Below are 16,756 nucleotides of genomic sequence, written 5' to 3'. Positions count from 1 at the left end.
TGCTTACAGGATTTCAGGCTCGTCCTGTCCGATTTTATTTTCCCTTGCTTTCTCTGCCTTACGCTTGAGGTAATTACCAACGGCGATGACAATCAATGCCAATGCTACCGGCAAAATAATATGTAATGCTGGCAGGATTCCCTCCAGGAATGCTCCTACAACCTTGTCTCCCACAATCATTTCTCCTGCTGTATACCCGAGCAATGCTGCCCCCAACAGAACAATAATGGGAAAGCGATTCATCAGCTTCATTAGCAGCTGACTCCCCCAAATAATCAACGGAATGCTGATTGCGAGTCCAATAATAACCAACAGCAGATTACCATTGGCTGCTCCTGCTACGGCAATTACATTGTCCAGACTCATAATCAGGTCGGCAAAAATAATCGTCTTCAAAGCCTCCATCATACTGCTGCCACCGCCAATATGACTTTCTTCCTCTTCACCCTTCAGCAGCTTGATTGCAATCCAGATGAGCAAAAGCCCTCCCACTACTTGCACAAACGGAATTTTTAACAACCAAATGGCGACAACGGTAAGAATCACTCTAAGTCCAATGGCGCCAAAGCTTCCCCAAAAAACAGCCTTCTTTTGCAGCTCTGGGTTGAGATTGCGACAGGCAAGGGCAATCACAACCGCGTTATCTCCACTCAAGACCAAATTCACAATAATAATTTGCAATAAACTAAGAAAAAAATCTGCCATGATGATAGATCCTTTCTATAAATGAACTTGTATTGTAAATAATAGACCTTTCATTTTCATAATGCATCATTAATTTCAGCAATATATTCAATTCCTTTACAAATAGCGTGTGATAAAAAGAAAAAATCTGCCTGGAAAGACAGATTATTATCAACGAATAATTATTTATTTATATCCATTTTTTACCTGACTAGTATTCAAATGATCCAATCGCTTCATCAATACTGGCGATATTCTATGCTTGGTTGCCTGTTCATAGCCAAATGCTATTTTGAACAAAGTCGGTTCACTGTTTGCCGCACCTACGAATGTTATTCCCTGCGGTCCCTTTGTTATGTATCCGCCAGGAGCGATTACTCCGTTTTCTGCATACCCGCCCGGCACGGTAATCACTGGATATCCCACTCGCGCCGCAAGATCTGGTCCACTCTCATTCCCCAAAAATAGTAGGGCGTCCAAACGATGCTCGTACAAAGCATGATCAATTCCTTGCTTGCCAGCCATCTCTTTGTTTTGTTGCAGACTCTCCACATAGTCTGCTTCCGTTAACGTACCACTTGTTTGCTCGCACCAAATCAGTATGTCCTGTCCATACTTTAGGGCGATTTCTGCATGCTTTTCATTATAGATAATGACGTCTTGCAGGGAGCGAACAGGTACGGTTTCTGGAAGTGTTGCCAAATATTCATTTACGTAGCACTTGAATTCATAGCGCAGCACATTCCAATCCCACTCTACATCCTCACAGGGAAGTGTGACAGGATCAACAATTGTCGCTCCTTTTTCTTTAAGCACATCGATCGCTTCTTCCACGATCCGCAATCTGTCCTCATCCAAATGCTTCATATAATAACGTGGAATACCGATTCTTGCTTGCTGCAAAAAGGATTCGTCTAAAAACTCCGTATAATCCGTGCCAATCTCATTCAATGCTCCCAATACAATCGCTACATCCTGTACAGTTCTAGCCATCGGTCCGGCAGTATCTTGGCTGCGGGTAAGCGGGATGATTCCAGACTGGCTAACAAGACCTACTGTTGGCTTTAGTCCAACAATCCCATTTTGACTGGCAGGACTAATGATGGAGCCAGATGTTTCAGTACCGATTGCTGCTGTGACAAGATTGGCAGCGACAGCCACTCCCGAGCCTGAGCTAGAGCCCCCGACAAAAAGCTCGCCCGGCCCGTATGGATTCAAGGTAAGCCCTCCTCGGGAGCTGTAGCCTGCCCACATTTGTGTAGACATATAATTGGCCCATTCTGTCATATTCGCTTTTCCCAGTAAAACGGCTCCTGCTGAGCGTAACTGCTTGGCAACAGCAGAATCCTCGGGAGCATTCCACTCTGCAAGCGCCACAGAGCCAGCACTTGTATGCATCTGATCGCCGGTTTCGATATTATCCTTTAATAAAATCGGAATCCCATGCAATGGGCCGCGGCTTCCTTTCAGTGCTCGCTCTGCATCCAATGCCTTGGCAATGGCTGGTGCCTCCGGATTGATTTCGATAATAGAGCGAAGCAAGCCATCAAATTGCTTGATTCGTTCTAAATACGCTTCGATGATGTGCTCTGAGCTAAGCGTACCTGCCTCCATAGCTGCCTGCAAACTGGTGATATCTGCTTCCATGATCCAGCTGTTTCTTTTCGCTTCCAAAAAGACACCCCGCTCCTACTTCTGCCCCTTATACCCGTATACGGAGTAATCCGCACGCACCTTTCGGATCGCGAGCCATACGGGCAGTCCCCTTGCTACCCAACGCAGGGCAGACATAATATTTTGTTCATTTTCGAATTGCTCCACGATTACTACCGTTGTTTCATTAATATAGGCTTGAAGCTCGTCCCAGCCCATAGCGGAATACCGATCTGTTCCATACGTTCTCAGCTCCAAAAAATCTTGTCTTTTCGGATCTTTTAGCTGGATCAGACGTCGTATGGCTTGTGCGCACTCTGGATGAATGGACTGACTGCTCGACAAAATGATAAATCCCCTTCCTCTTTCTTTGTTCTCCTGTATTCGTTCGATCGGAGACGTATCCCTTCCCTTCACTTTACTATGGACAGAACAATTTGTCCTAGATCATTTCCGAGATCAGCTTTGCCATCAGAGCTGTCGACAGGATGACGGGCATACCAGACAGCTCACTCATGAGCTGACGAGCTTCTTCCGAATACCCCATGCAATCCATGAGCAGCAGATCGACTTGATCCTTAAGCGGCTCTAGCGCTTCCTGATACGCCTGCTTGTCCACCCGAAACGGCGAAGCAACAGCAAATACGGGATCGAGTCCATAGGGTGTATATTTTTCCCGCAATGCACCCACTTGTTCATGCAGCGGAGCGATTACACCGAGTCTACGCCCTTTTGCCAGCAAAGCTACAATTGGCGGAATCATTTGGTCCGGTTCAAACAAGACTGCATGCTCTGTCTGCAGTCCTGGGAATACACCGGTGCACAAAAGCAAAATATTCCGAATTCCACAGCTCTCCAAAGCTCTGATCTTTTGCTGCAAAATGGGCTGGATACGTTCGCGTGACATGATAACCTGTTCTCCATCAGACAAGCGTGAGGTTAGGACATACTCGCCTGGTGCAGGCGCAAGATTTTGTCTGATAGCCTCCAGCGTCATCCCATCCAGTACACCGCTTTGAGTCAGTTCAGCACGCCCTGCCAGATGTGTCTCGAGAATCGGCGCTACATCTTTGCGGGGAGCTTGACCAATCGTAATCATTCCTACTTGCTTCATAAGGAAAACCTCCTTTTCTTTGCTACAGAAATTAGGTGTAAAAAAAGCAGGGAGAACTAACCTCTCCCTGCTGCTTGTTTTACTTACCGGTGTCGAAGCCCATGGTTTGAAAAACTTTCATCGAACCGTAGCGAGCGACAATATGCTCATACTCGGCCGCGTCATAAAAATGAGTAATGCCATTCGTAAATTCTTTAGCAACCTCAACTGCAAATTTTACGGCAAGTGCGATATCTGTTTCGTGACTTGCACCTGTTCCACAGCCTGGCACAGCGCTTTCGGCGGTGATCGCCACCCCAACTACAGGCGCATTGGTAGCGACAGAAGGCTGAAGGATGCTATTCACATGGAAAATATCATTTCCATATGGCGTGATGTCTTGCAGCGTGATCGGGAAGGTGACAGGCAGCTTGCCCGTTGTCATCTCCATGATACGCAGTAAGTCTTCACTAACTCGCAAAATATAGCCTTCCTTGACGGTTGGAGAGATGGCAATCCCTTTGTGGTTGATGATCCGGTTTCCTTTTGTCGTATCAATAGACAGGATTGCTTCCATCTCAGGAATGACCTCGTATTCGTTCATGGTCAAAATATCAACGGGCGAGCCCATAAAATCAACTGGCTCATGCGGCTGTGTTGGTGCGTTCGGGCAAATATGCGTGCTGATGATCACATCACCTTCCAGCACATCGCCATTTTTTTGCATCTCGGCAAGCTTCAACGCGGACGCTACAGCCGCAATCGCTCCATCTGCATCAGATACAAGCCCGATGCGGCTAGGACGTGCACCAATGCCGCCCAAGCGGCCAATAATCCCGAAAGTAGGGGCGCTGCCGCCAATCGATTTGCCGTTTTTCCCGGGGACAAGTATTTTGACAAAATCAGTGTTGCCTTCTTCTCCGCTCACGGTTTGAGATGTCACGATCACTTCCGGATAATCACCGAACAGTTTTTTGATCGCTTCTCCATTTACATAAGCGCTATCCATTACTTCAAATACAGTCATGGTTTGTATTAACGACATATTGGTTTCCTCCTTGATGCCAGCGATGGTGTCGATTCTTTTGCAGTGCAGGTCAATCGATCTTAGCCAAAGATGTGGGAGAGAATCGGCTTGTTGACAACGCCCTCTACTGCAGCAAGCAGCTCTTTATTGTGCATGGTTGTGCTGAGGATGAGCTTTTCTTTTGGTACGTGAATGACCGCAATCTTTTGACCCTTTTCAATCTCAGCCGAAACAATCGGTTTGGCTGTTTGGGCATCGAGCGTCATGATGAGGTCAGGGAATGTGCCCAGTCTCTCTCCATTTTGCTCAAGCGTCATATATTCGTTCCAGAAGGTCATTTCGTGACCGCTGATCACGACCCGACCAACGTCAAATCCACCTGCTGTAGTCAGCTCGAATTCATCCACCTGACCTACTGTCACGACACGGCCGCCCAGCTTTTTGCAGACTGCCTCGATAGCAGCCTCACCTTTTGCTCCAAGCAAAGCCTCGCCTACCTCAATCGCCTGCTGAATCGCTCCGGCTGCCCCATGTTCTCGTGCGTACGATACCATGATCGGATTGCGTGCTACGACAACCAAGCCGCCTGCTTCAACTGATACCTTGCGAACCAGTCCTGCTGCCTGCTGCAATTGTCCGCTGACACATACTTCATGATACAGCTCATCCTTGCCACCGACTGCTGCGTGATGGGAAGTGTAACCTTCTACCTGATGCAGATTCATAGCTCCCATGGAGCCTGTCGGATGGGCACGTCCATTACACGGCATGTCAATGACAGGCAAACCGGTCACTGCTGCTTGGAACCAACCGTTGACAGTCGTTCCTGCACCATTTTCATTCGTAATGATCCCTTTGATTGGCTGCCCAATCGTTCTTTCCAAAAGCTGCAAGGCACGAACGTAATGCATGGGCTTCACAAATTGATTTTCAGCTGCTGGTGCCCCTACTAATGCTACAGTAGCGAGCAAATCCTCATCATTCATTTCGTCAGCTGTATACAAGTATGGGGTTCCGACCTCGAGAGCCAGACGGCCGGTTTCCATGCCATCCTCTATCCAGCCGCCACCGCCACCGCCTAATACGGCACCTCCATATACAGCTGCTTCCATCATGGATTTGGTGATTGCTATTTTTGCCATTTCGTTTCTCCTCCAAATGATGTCTATTTTTTCGCGAATTTGAACAAGGAGTTACAGAAGCTGTAGATCGCATCACCTGCGATAAAGCCGGCAGCGAGAATACTCAGTGTGCTTTCTGCTTGCTTGCCTTTTACTTTAACCGCGATGCTGCGAATCAAAATCCCTGCCAGAACAGCAAATCCGGCATATGGATTCAAAATCAACAATCCGGTAGCAAACATGACGCCCATTTGTCGATTTGCTCCACCAACCAGCTGCAAAATCGCTCCTGGAATTGCCCACAACAGCAGTTGCTTGGCGATTTCCGGGGAGGTACCCGCTTCGATCGTGCTCGCATATACCGCATCGACTGGTGGAATCAAGCCTTGGGAAAAGAAGCTTTGATAAGAGAATGCAACCGTAATCAACGCTACACCAAAAGCAATCAGGCCAGTAAAGTACTGCTGCTTGCGGCCTTCCAGCTCATAGGCTGCATCTGCACCATTCCCCCGCAAAATAAAGCCCGTTTTCAAATCGTAGCCCATATCAGCAAAAGCAGGTCCAGTCGCAGCACTAAATCCAACGAGCAGTCCAAGTGCTACTGGTGGAAAGCCCATCATCATCCCAATAATCAAGGTGATCAGCGCAATGGCAAAGGCAGGAAACCAGCCAGAGTGCATCGCGGCAATCCCAACAATCAATTCATGAACATAAGCGGCAAACGCTGCAAAGAGCAAAAAGCCAATCAGCATACCGAAGGACATGTGCGTAATTAGTCCACCTGCCACCGCAACAATGAGTGCCACAACGAGATACGCGATGAATCCAAAGCCGAGTATACGCGAGGTTGTTTTTTCACTTTGCGTAAAGCTTTCTTCCTCCAGCTGCGTAGAGCCATTCACGACAGCAGCTGGCTTTTTCTTTTTAAAAATGACAAACGCGACTTGAAACAAAGCGACAATACCCGCACCAATCATAAAGCCGTGTGGAATGTACAACGCATTCAGATCAATGTGAAAGAGTGGCGTGGAGTATTGACGGAGTAAAAGCCCAACCCCGAACATAGCCAGCGCCCAGATGTTTCCGATGAACGCAACCCCAAAAGCGGACATCGAGATTCCCAAATACGAGCCTACCAAGCCAATCACTGTGCCGACACCAAGCAGCAAGCCACGCTTGCCGCCTTTGTCCCCGGCAATAATCGCTTCCGCAGTCGCAACGCCCGGAGCCCACGTGCCTGTCGCCGGAAAAACCTTGGAGCCAAACAGCTTGTACAACAGAGCAGTATCCACAAACATCGCTAGACCCGCACCAATCAGCATAGGCACAATCAGCTCTTGATGCCCCATCGCAAAAGGAATCCCGATCGGAATCAAGAGGCTGTTAGCTGCACCGAATGTGGCAGAGGAAATCGAAGTTTGCACAAGATTTTGGCGATGAACCGAACGATATTTTGAGAAGATTTCCATTGGAACCCGTGCAATCAGCATCGCTGCAATCGCCCCGATAATAGAGGTGCTTGGCGTAACCCCGAGCGATGTGATCAATTGCATCCCGATTATTGCCCCGAATACAGACAAGGCAATATTCAAAATCAATGTCGACGGTTCAAATGCGGAGGGATGTTTTTCTCTTGGAGTCTTTTCTTTGGCCATAATAGCGCCTCCTTAGTAAATAGACTTGCTGAATAAAGAATGAAATGATCGCGTGGTGGAGCTATCCAACTAAGCTAGTTGTATAATTGCTACGGAAAGCAAAAATCATTCGCTTTTTACCTGAAAGCGCATACAGGATCACCGGCATAAAATCTGATGATTTGCTCCTCCTCCCAATCACTCCTGTTCTTTCATTCCGTGATTTTTCACGATTAACTGAAAACTTCGAAGCTTTGCTATGCTCGCAGGGAATATAAACTGTCTTCCCTAAATTCTTTATACTTTCTGATAGTACAAAAAAAAGTCGTTTTCCCCTATGGAAAGCGACCCAAAACTTCGCGCCCCTTTTTGGGCACGATCACAAACCCCATGATTTTATTGAATCGATTGAACGTCGACTCCCTTGGTTTTCCATACGCGCATCGCCACATCCAGGCGAAAGCGCACCTCAGGATCATTCACGTCTATTTGCAAAATTTCTCCGATCCGCTCTAACCGATACAAGACAGAATTGCGGTGGATGAACAACTCTTCGGCTACCCGTTTCGTATTTCCACCAGATTTGAGGAAGGCGCTCAGTGTAGCCACCAGCTCCGTGCCATATTCTTTGTCGTACGTGACTATCGGTTCGATCAAAATAGAGGTCAGCATCTGCAAAACCGGGTGCCCCGCTGCATCCAACAACAAATCCTCCACCAGTACCTCGTAAAAATGAACGATTCTTTGCTTGGGCAACGTGTGCTGGCCGATAGATAAAGCCCTGTGTGCCTCCATACTGCTAGCAGGAACCTCAACAAGCATTTGGCGAGCTCCCCCAATTCCTACGGTCAGCTGGACATCCGCCACAAGCTCCTCCTCATGAGAAAGCAGCTCCCGCAGCAGGGCTTCGGCATCCTCTCTCTGCTTTTCTACTTCCTGATGGACAGAAGAGCACAGCACAATCATCGAATCATTGATAACAACACCTTTACGCGTATTCATCCCGGGCTTGTTTATCTTTTGCAAAAAGTGATTGTATAAAAGAGTGTGCTGTTCCTCCTGCCTGCTCAAATCCTGCCCAGTCTTATCGGTGATGCGAACAATAACGACATAGTAAAAGGCACGCAGTGATATCCCCAGCTGCTTCGCCCGATACCGAAGCAAATCCTCCTGATGAGAAGAGCCAGAAAACAGCTCTACCATGAAAGACTCCTGCTCGCGTTCACGCTGCAGCTGCTGTGACTGGCGAATCGTAAATTCAATCGCCAATACGGTAACAGCATGATCTAGACACATCTGCTCGAATCGATCCTGTTCTTTTAATTCCCGGGTAATAGCGATGTGGCCCATGATTCTGCTTCCTACCTGAACCGCTCGCTTCACCAGGACCTCGGCTGCTTGAAAATGGGAAGTACAGCTCTCTATCTCACCGTTTTCTTTGAGTACGGCAACCTCGCAGGATAGAAGATGACCAATCAGAACGACCAGCTCTGTCGTCCGCCGATTTAACACCAAATTGGTAAACTGCTGGTTCACTTCCCTGACCTCACGCAGCATGAATGCCTGGCGATTGAGAATCTGGTCAATAACCGCATGGGTCATATCAATAAAGGAATTTTCTAACGGGATATCAAATAACGGAATCCCATAGAGCTCGCTTTTGTATAAGGCCTCTTGAGGGATTTCCTGGATGACCTTTCTCGTTTTTATTCCTATTGCCGAGCAGCCAGTCTGATGCATTTCATCCAGGAGGCGACTGATCAGTGCAGGCTCATTGCGTACGGAGTAGCCTGTCGTAATGATCAATTCGTTTGGCCGGAGAAACCCGGTGAGATCAGGCATTTCCATCGAAGTCATGTAGTAAATCTCTTTATTGATCCCAGCGTGTCCAGCCATCACCTTGGCCCCACGAAAAACAGGCAGTTGCAAAAGCCGCTCTACCGTTAATGGAGGATGTTCGGTTTTTTCCACTTTTCCTCACCTCATCACTCTTACTCTTTCCATGATGCTACCACATTTTTCACCGAAAATGGGCAGGAACTATGACTGCAAGCTCGCAACGACCAAATAAAAAAGGCCATCTTCCTGTTGATAGGAATACGACCTTTTGTGCTTTTGCTGACGGAGTTTTTCCGTTTTTGTTTTCGTTTGTTTCGATCTCAGGTCTGCGAAAGCAAAGATGCTTCTGTTTTGATCCGGGTTTCGCTTACCTTCCCTCTCCAGCTTTTCACGCTGCTTGCGCGCACTGCTTTTTGCCATGTTTTTCACTCCTTTGGTGACGAGCATTCATGTGGTAGCAATGGAATACCCGTTCTTGCTGTTATCATAGTACGCAAACCATTACAATGCAACCAAAAACGGGTGGATATCCAGTAACACTTGTCCCAGTGAAAAGGCAAAAGCCCTGTCTCCATTCCAAAGAGCAGGACTTTTTGCTTGTTCAGGTTCACGATTGCCTTTCCTGATTAATACGTAAATTTATTGATTAGTACCTTTAATTCCTCAGACAGTGCCGAGAGAGATTGTGCAGAAGCCGAGATTTCTTGCATCGACGCGAGCTGTTCCTCAGTCGAAGCAGCTACTTCCTCCGCTGTTTCTGCATTTCCTTTTGCAATCATCGCCAGCTGATTCGCCGTTTCCTTGACTTCCTGAACGGCGGCCACGATTTGTTGTGCGACCACAGAAACTTCATCAATATGCGGGGTCGTTTGCTTTGTACTTTCCATGATTTGCTCGAACTTGTGGATCGTATTGGTAGACAGCTCCAGACCGTTCGCTACATCTTGCTTGACCTTTTCCATATTTTCCACAGACTCTTTTGTTTCTTTTTGAATTTCCGTAATCAATTCCGAGATTTGTTTGGCTGATTCTTGGGACTGCTCAGCCAACAGACGCACCTCTGTAGCTACGACAGCGAAGCCTTTTCCATGCTCACCAGCTCGCGCCGCTTCTATCGCTGCATTCAGTGCCAGTAGATTCGTTTGCTGCGATATTCCACTGATTACTTCAGAGATGCTGCTGATTTCTTTGGAGCGATCATACAGCGATTTGATCATCTGATCGGATTTCTCCACAGATTCGTGAATCGAGTTCATCTGGCCCATGACCAGGTTAACAGAATTACCGCCTTCATTGGCTTGATTCGTGGTGTGGTTGGAAAGATCAGATAAGAGATGGACACTCTCGACGATACGGGTAACCCCTGTAGAAATTTCTTGTAAGGAATCTACATTATGATCGATACCTGCCGTTTGCTTTTCCGCGCTGGCTGCGACTTCCTGCACCGCGGTTGCTACCAGCTCTGTAGCACTGCTTGTTTGTTCTGCACTGGCTGTCAGCTGCTCTGATGATGCTGCTACCAGCTCCGCTCTTGCTTCCACGTCCTGAATAAGCGTACGCAGATTGTCCTGCATCGTATTGAATGCATGTCCCAGCTCACCAATTTCATCGTGGGAACGAACCTCGATCTTTTCCGTCAAGACACCTTCGCTTACCCGAACAGCATTGACCTTAATCGTACGAATCGATTGGATGATCGAGCGCAAAATAATCGTCATGAGGCTACCACCAGCCAACATGCAAATCACGATGGTTAAAAATGTGTTCGTAAAAATTGGCTGTGCTGACTCGTCAACCTCAGACGTATACATCGCACCGGCTACTTTCCAGCCTGTCACTTTGTTTGTGGTGAAGAACATCTCATTTTCTTTCTGGCCCAGCTCATACTTCAATTTTCCCTCATTCTCTTGATAAAGCTGATCGTAAAAGCTTTCCGTCGTATCTGTTCCTGCTGCCATCATCGGGTGTACCACAAACTTCTTGTTTTTATCCAAAATCATAATATAGCCGTTGGTACCAATTTTCACCGCTGTAGAAACGTCTTTGATTTGTTCAATCCCGAGTGTAATCGCTACGACACCTGAGCCGTCAGTAGTCGCCTTGGCAATGGTTAGAACAACATTGCCGGTAACGGAGGATATGTAAGGCTCGGTAATGATAGCTGCTCCTTTATTCTCCATCGCTTTTATATACCAGTCTCGTGTACGCGGATCAAAATCAGCCTTTACCTCTTGCTTTGGTGATCGAATATATTTTCCGGCTTCGGTCCCCACACTAATACTCGCTGTCTCTGGATGCATGCCCATATAGAGATCTAAATAGTCCTGCACCTCGGAGGCTTCCGCTTGTGTATACTGGCTTTCCTTGATGAGCGTCGCGAGGTAGTCTGCATCCTTCATCTTTGGCTCAATGGTATTATCGATAATCGAATCGACCAAATTCACATTGTCACTGGCACTTTTCATGATTTGTGCTTCAATTTCGCGTTTGGCTGTGTTGTAAGCCAATGTTCCAATCACGAGTGAAGGAACAATCAATATCAATAAAAAAGCTGATATTAATTTCGTTTTGAAATTGCTTCTGAACCACTTACGCTGCCATAGCTTCATTTGTCGTCATCTTCTTTCTTGGTTGTATTAGGGAGTATAAGAGTAGAAATAAATCCCAATGTCTAATATCGGTTAGTGACTTACGAAGCTTTAGTAAAATTATTGTAAATATACTAAAATCGTTTTCAGTTCAGACACAAAAGAAAGCTTGATGCCCCGGCAAATCTCTTCCGTGGAATCAAGCCATTCGTTTTTCTTATGCGCTTAGTTTGAGTAAACAGCGCCTTCCTCTGCTTCGCTCGCATGCTTTTGCTGGTAGGCTAAAATGATGGAGCAAAATCCTTTCGCGGAAATGGCCATGGCACGCTCATCAAAATCAAATTTAGCATTGTGATGTGGATAGACATCTGCCGGATTCTCCATTTGGGCTCCCGTAAAAAAGAAGCTGCCTGGCACTTTTTGTGTGTAATAGGAAAAATCCTCTCCCGGCATGATAGGCGGTGTCTCCACTACATTTACTCCCTCAACGCTGGTGAGTGCCTCTTGTGCGAGCCTTGTTTCCTCGGGATGATTGTACAGCGCGTCGTAGCCCCGTGCATAGTCGACCTCTGCAACTGCATCATTGGCCAGCGCCACCGTGGTCGCGATTTTAATCAAGGACTGCTCTGCGGTGTCCCTCACTTCTGGATCGTACGTACGCACAGTTCCCGTCAGGACAGCAGATTCCGGAATCACATTAAATGCATCTCCTGCATGGAAGGACCCGATCGAAACAACCAGCTGTTTCAATGGATCAACTCTCCTGCTCGCGATGGTTTGCAGGTTCATGGCAATTTGCGAGCCGATGATGATCGGATCGACGGTTTCATGCGGGATCGCTCCATGACCACCTTTTCCTTTTATCGTAATCGTGAATTTGTCAGCAGCAGCCTGGATGTAGCCTTCGCGATAATACACATGACCAAACGGCATCGTGCTCTGCAGGTGGCATCCGTAAATGACATCGACTCCGTCCAGGCAGCCGTCCTCAATCATCGGTCTTGCTCCTCCTGGCGCGAGCTCTTCCGCAAACTGATGGATAAAGACAACCGTCCCCGGTAGCTGATCCCGATATTTCGCGAGCACTTTTGCAGTTCCAAGCAAAGCTGCTGTGTGCCCGTCGTGTCCGCACGCATGCATCACACCGGGAATAGTCGAGCGGTACTCCACGTCTTTTTCATCCTGGATAGGAAGGGCGTCAAAATCTGCCCGCAGCGCGACCGTTTTCCCCGGTTTGCCGCCTTTTAGCGTACCGACAACACCTCGTCCGCCTACATTTCTTCTCACCTCGATGCCAAGTGTCTCCAAATATTCGGCAATCAGTGCAGGAGTCCGAACCTCGTGGAACGACAGCTCCGGGTGACGATGCAAATCTCTGCGAATCGCAACCATCTCTGCTTCTAGCTCTTCTACTGCGACGTGAAGCTGCTGCAATAATTCTTTCATGTTTCATCAGCCTTTCTCTACGAGAATTTATAATGAACCGCATCAACTTGTCATATTTTTTTGAATTTTTCAGTCCTGCTTCATTTTGCTCAAGCGAATGAATTGCTCATCACGCTTATGCAGCTTTTTTTCCACAGACATGTCAGCGTAGGAGTAAATCCCCGCTCCTGTCTTGGTTCCCAGCTCGCCTTTTGCGACCTTTTCCTCAATCAATGCCGGAGCACTTTTGGATTGATCCAGTACAGGTGCCAAATTATCCATGACCCGCTTCCATGTATCTAGACCGCCAAAATCAGCCGTTTCAATCGGACCGACAAACGCCCAGCGAAACCCGATGCCATCCTTCATGACCGTATCGATTTCATTTGCATCGGCAACTCCTGCATCCACCAAGGAAAAGGCTTCGCGCATCAGTGCTGCTTGCAGACGATTGGCAATAAAACCAGGAACGTCTTTTTTCAGCAAGACGGGCGATTTGCCGATTTGCTTCATGAGCGCTTGGGTCATGCCCACTACTTCCTCAGAGGTTGCTTCATGGCGTACAATTTCAACCAGCGGTACGAGCTGTGCCGGATTGAAAAAATGCGTAATAATAAATCGATGCGGATTTTTCGCTTTTTCAATCAAACGCGAAATGGCAAACGTGGACGTATTCGAAGCGATGATCGCATCCGGCTTGGCGTATTCCTCCAGCTGTGCAAACAACTCCCATTTGAGCTCAATCACTTCAGGAATTGCTTCCGTAATGAAGTCTGCTTCTGCTACCGCCTGCGACAAATCCGTCGTCAACTGAATTCGTTCCAGCGTCTCATGCTTTGCCTGCTCCGTAATCACTTGTTCTGCTACGAGCAGTGACAGGCTTTGCTCCACACTCTTTTTGGCTTTGAGTAAAAACTCATCCTGCAAATCATATAAAGCAACCGCAAAACCAGCCAGTGCATACGCCTCTGCGATTCCATGTCCCATGACGCCTGAGCCGATCACTGCTACTTGTTTTGTCATGCAGCGCATCCTCCTTTCCTATGCCACTATGCCACTATGCCATTCATTGAATAATAAACCTTTCCATAGATGGGAGGTTTGTTCCTGCTTAATCGAGAGAAAAGTAAAAGTGCTTTTCTTTCTTCATACAGAAAAGCCATCTCCCTCGCTGGAAAATGGCCTTTGTCATCCTACTCTGTCGGAAAATCACTCATGATGTCCTGTTTGACTTCCTCGATATGCAGCTCCATCAATTGTCTTGCTTCATCAATCTTGTTGTCTCTCATAGCATGTACGATGCTTTTGTGCATTTCAATTGCTCGATACGGCCTGTCCAAATTTTTGGTCATAATAATCCCGAACCATTTGACCTGTACCTCTAGCGAATCCATGATGGCGATCAGTCTGGAGTTATCGGAATGACTGATCAGCGTACGATGAAAATGGCGGTCGTGAGCAAAAAAGACATCCGGGTTGCCCTTCTTGAGCTCTACCTCTGCCCGCTCTGCCTCTTCCAGGAGAGCGAGGTAGCTTTCATCGGAAAGATGTGGTGCTGCCAGTTCTACCGCAGTAGACTCCAGTGGCTTTCGTACATTATAGAGGTCTTCGATGGCTTTTTTATTGGGCGTGCTGACAAAAGTACCAGACCGTGGCCTCACTTCTATCAAGTTGTCAATCTGCAGTCTATTTAAGGCATCCCGCACTGGCGTGCGACTAACCCCCAGTTCAGCCATGAGCTCATCATAGTCAATGCGCGAACCAGGCTTTAAGCTATTGTGGACGATTTTGTCTCGTAAATAGAGATAGACTCTCTCATGCAGATTTAAATTATCAAACATCCCTGTTTTGCCCAATCCCATCATCCTTCAATCCTTATTTCATCTTTATTGTAACAGATTCATATTCTCTCTCCCATCTCCTTGCAAACGCTTTCGCTACAGGAGCTTCCAACCATTTGGGAATCTCCCCCAGTATAATCAAAAGAACAGGTAGTCAACAACCAAAGAATAACGAATCACACCAGATGCCTACCTGCGCCTACACAAGACCACTTCTATCGAGGCTTGCACAAGGAGGAGCGACCACGTTTTTTAGCGGAAAGTTCCTTGCGCTTCAGAATTCATAAGTGTCGCGCTTATCATTTCTTATACGTTCAGGAAAACGACGCGAAGAGGCTTCTTTCGCGTCGTAAAAGGCTTAAAGATTCGTTTAAAATTGCAGGTCTTTCATCGGAATATTGTGCTTCTCGCAGTATTCCTTGTACAGCTTCAGCTTGGTAAATACATCGTCCTGATACGTAATCTGGTCGTTGTCATCCAAATATTGAATCACACCCTGGAGCATAAACAGCGTAATCATTTCTTCTTCCCCATCCACGACGAGAGTATGGATATCGCCTGGCGGCTCGTAAACGAATGTGCCTGGTTTCGCTACCCACTCTCTTTCCAAATAGCGCCACTCACCCTGTAGTGTAAACGCCATAACTTGTCCACCCGAATGACGATGGCGGTTTACTGCTCCACCTGGCTTTACTTTCAGCAGGTTAATCCAGCTGCCTGTGGACAGATCGAAGCGCACCGGCTTGAACCATACACGATCTGTTTGTGGAATCCATGGAATTTCTGTGCTGTCAATTGCCTGATCTGGGAGCTGCATCATTTCGGTAAATTGATTCAAAGTCATTGTCATTTCCAATCCCTCACTTTTTATCGGATTTATAGGTTAAGCAATAGGTGTTGCGGGTGGATAAAGCATCGGGTCGCCTGCAAGTAGTCCGCCATCAATCGGAAGCACGACACCGGTTACAAAGCTGGCCTCACGCGAGGTGAGAAAGTCGATAACGGCTGCCACTTCCTCCGGCTTGCCGTATCTGCCCTGCGGTGTGCGAGATAAAATCCGCTCGCGGAACGCTGGGTTTTGGGTAGCTCCAGACGATAACGGCGTTTCGATGTAGCCCGGGCTGACCGAATTGACTCGGATGCCATACTTGGCCCACGATACGGCGAGTGATTTGGTGACCTGCACAATTCCCCCTTTGGAGGCGGCGTACGAAAGCAGATTTTCGCTGCCATAATGAGCAAGCATGGAGCTGAAATTAACAATCGCCCCATCCTCGGCTTGGGCCATATACGGCTGAACGGCCTGGCACATATAGACAGTGCCATTCAGGTTTACTTGCAGCACGGCGAGCAGCTCTGTGTCCTTGACGTCCGTCGCTGGAGTACGTCTGATAATACCAGCTGCATTCACCAGGATGTGGATGTCCCCCAAAACATCGAACGCCCTTTTGGCAATATCGCGAGCCTGCCCTTGATCTGTTACATCTCCCCCGATGAAGTGGACTTCTGCCCCTTTTTCACTGAGCTGGTTTGCCAGCTCTTTTCCTTTTTCCTCGGCCACATCCACCATGGCAACTGCATATCCTTTATCGATAAACCGCTTCACCACGGCATGGCCCAAACCAGAGGCCCCGCCTGTAACAATCGCTGTACGTCTCTTTTCCAACGGAATCCCTCCTTTAAAAGACATTAGTCCTTTTGCTGACGATCATCTAAAATCTGATATCTGATGTATCAGTTGATCTTTTCATGGTTATCATACTCGCCCACCTCATCAGCTGTCAATGAATTTTTTCAATATTTCGCTTTTGTATAAACAAAAAAATAACCGTACCCGGCAGAATCGCCAAG

15 protein-coding genes are annotated in these 16,756 nt (G+C 47.5%); all 15 read right to left on the bottom strand.

The features are described from left to right. Positions 1–3: 3 nt before the first annotated feature. Complete coding sequence (locus tag ADS79_RS04350; protein WP_049737203.1) at positions 4–705, bottom strand: TerC family protein; 702 nt, start codon at positions 703–705, stop codon at positions 4–6. 165 nt (positions 706–870) lie between these two features. Next, complete coding sequence (locus tag ADS79_RS04345; RefSeq protein WP_141260906.1) at positions 871–2,358, bottom strand: amidase family protein; 1,488 nt, start codon at positions 2,356–2,358, stop codon at positions 871–873. 15 nt (positions 2,359–2,373) lie between these two features. Continuing rightward, positions 2,374–2,682: a hypothetical protein gene (locus ADS79_RS04340; protein WP_236699878.1), complete on the bottom strand. Its 309-nt coding sequence runs from the start codon at positions 2,680–2,682 to the stop codon at positions 2,374–2,376. Positions 2,683–2,779: 97 nt separating this feature from the next. Further along, positions 2,780–3,451, bottom strand: coding sequence for an AroM family protein (locus ADS79_RS04335; RefSeq protein WP_049737202.1), 672 nt, complete (start codon positions 3,449–3,451; stop codon positions 2,780–2,782). A gap of 79 nt (positions 3,452–3,530) precedes the next feature. Further along, positions 3,531–4,475 (bottom strand): DUF1177 domain-containing protein, encoded by a 945-nt coding sequence (locus ADS79_RS04330; protein ID WP_049737201.1) that lies wholly within the window; start codon positions 4,473–4,475, stop codon positions 3,531–3,533. A gap of 62 nt (positions 4,476–4,537) precedes the next feature. Then, positions 4,538–5,599, bottom strand: coding sequence for a DUF917 domain-containing protein (locus ADS79_RS04325; RefSeq protein ID WP_049737200.1), 1,062 nt, complete (start codon positions 5,597–5,599; stop codon positions 4,538–4,540). Between the two features lie 23 nt (positions 5,600–5,622). After that, positions 5,623–7,233, bottom strand: a complete 1,611-nt coding sequence (locus ADS79_RS04320) for an OPT/YSL family transporter (RefSeq protein WP_049737199.1) — start codon at positions 7,231–7,233, stop codon at positions 5,623–5,625. Between the two features lie 375 nt (positions 7,234–7,608). Then, positions 7,609–9,183: a PucR family transcriptional regulator gene (locus ADS79_RS04315; RefSeq protein ID WP_049737198.1), complete on the bottom strand. Its 1,575-nt coding sequence runs from the start codon at positions 9,181–9,183 to the stop codon at positions 7,609–7,611. A 69-nt stretch (positions 9,184–9,252) separates the two neighbouring features. Next, the gene (locus ADS79_RS04310) at positions 9,253–9,471 is read right to left on the bottom strand and encodes a hypothetical protein (protein ID WP_049737197.1); all 219 of its coding nucleotides are present in this window, start codon (positions 9,469–9,471) and stop codon (positions 9,253–9,255) included. A 206-nt stretch (positions 9,472–9,677) separates the two neighbouring features. Beyond that, positions 9,678–11,660 (bottom strand): methyl-accepting chemotaxis protein, encoded by a 1,983-nt coding sequence (locus ADS79_RS04305; protein ID WP_049737196.1) that lies wholly within the window; start codon positions 11,658–11,660, stop codon positions 9,678–9,680. Positions 11,661–11,864: 204 nt separating this feature from the next. Next, a complete protein-coding gene (locus ADS79_RS04300; protein ID WP_049737195.1) occupies positions 11,865–13,085 on the bottom strand; it encodes a M20 metallopeptidase family protein in 1,221 nt (406 codons plus the stop codon). A gap of 69 nt (positions 13,086–13,154) precedes the next feature. After that, complete coding sequence (locus ADS79_RS04295) at positions 13,155–14,087, bottom strand: 3-hydroxyacyl-CoA dehydrogenase family protein (protein WP_049737194.1); 933 nt, start codon at positions 14,085–14,087, stop codon at positions 13,155–13,157. A 170-nt stretch (positions 14,088–14,257) separates the two neighbouring features. Further along, complete coding sequence (locus ADS79_RS04290) at positions 14,258–14,926, bottom strand: GntR family transcriptional regulator (protein ID WP_049737193.1); 669 nt, start codon at positions 14,924–14,926, stop codon at positions 14,258–14,260. A gap of 349 nt (positions 14,927–15,275) precedes the next feature. Beyond that, entirely contained in the window at positions 15,276–15,755 is a 480-nt protein-coding gene (locus ADS79_RS04285) for a 2,4'-dihydroxyacetophenone dioxygenase family protein (RefSeq protein ID WP_049737192.1), read from the bottom strand. Positions 15,756–15,788: 33 nt separating this feature from the next. Further along, positions 15,789–16,571: an SDR family NAD(P)-dependent oxidoreductase gene (locus ADS79_RS04280; RefSeq protein WP_236699877.1), complete on the bottom strand. Its 783-nt coding sequence runs from the start codon at positions 16,569–16,571 to the stop codon at positions 15,789–15,791. Positions 16,572–16,756: the final 185 nt, after the last annotated feature.

Source organism: Brevibacillus reuszeri (genome assembly GCF_001187725.1).
Lineage (GTDB): Bacteria > Bacillota > Bacilli > Brevibacillales > Brevibacillaceae > Brevibacillus > Brevibacillus reuszeri.
Note: the sequence above shows the minus strand (reverse complement) of the source record. Positions and strands in the feature narration are given on the sequence as shown.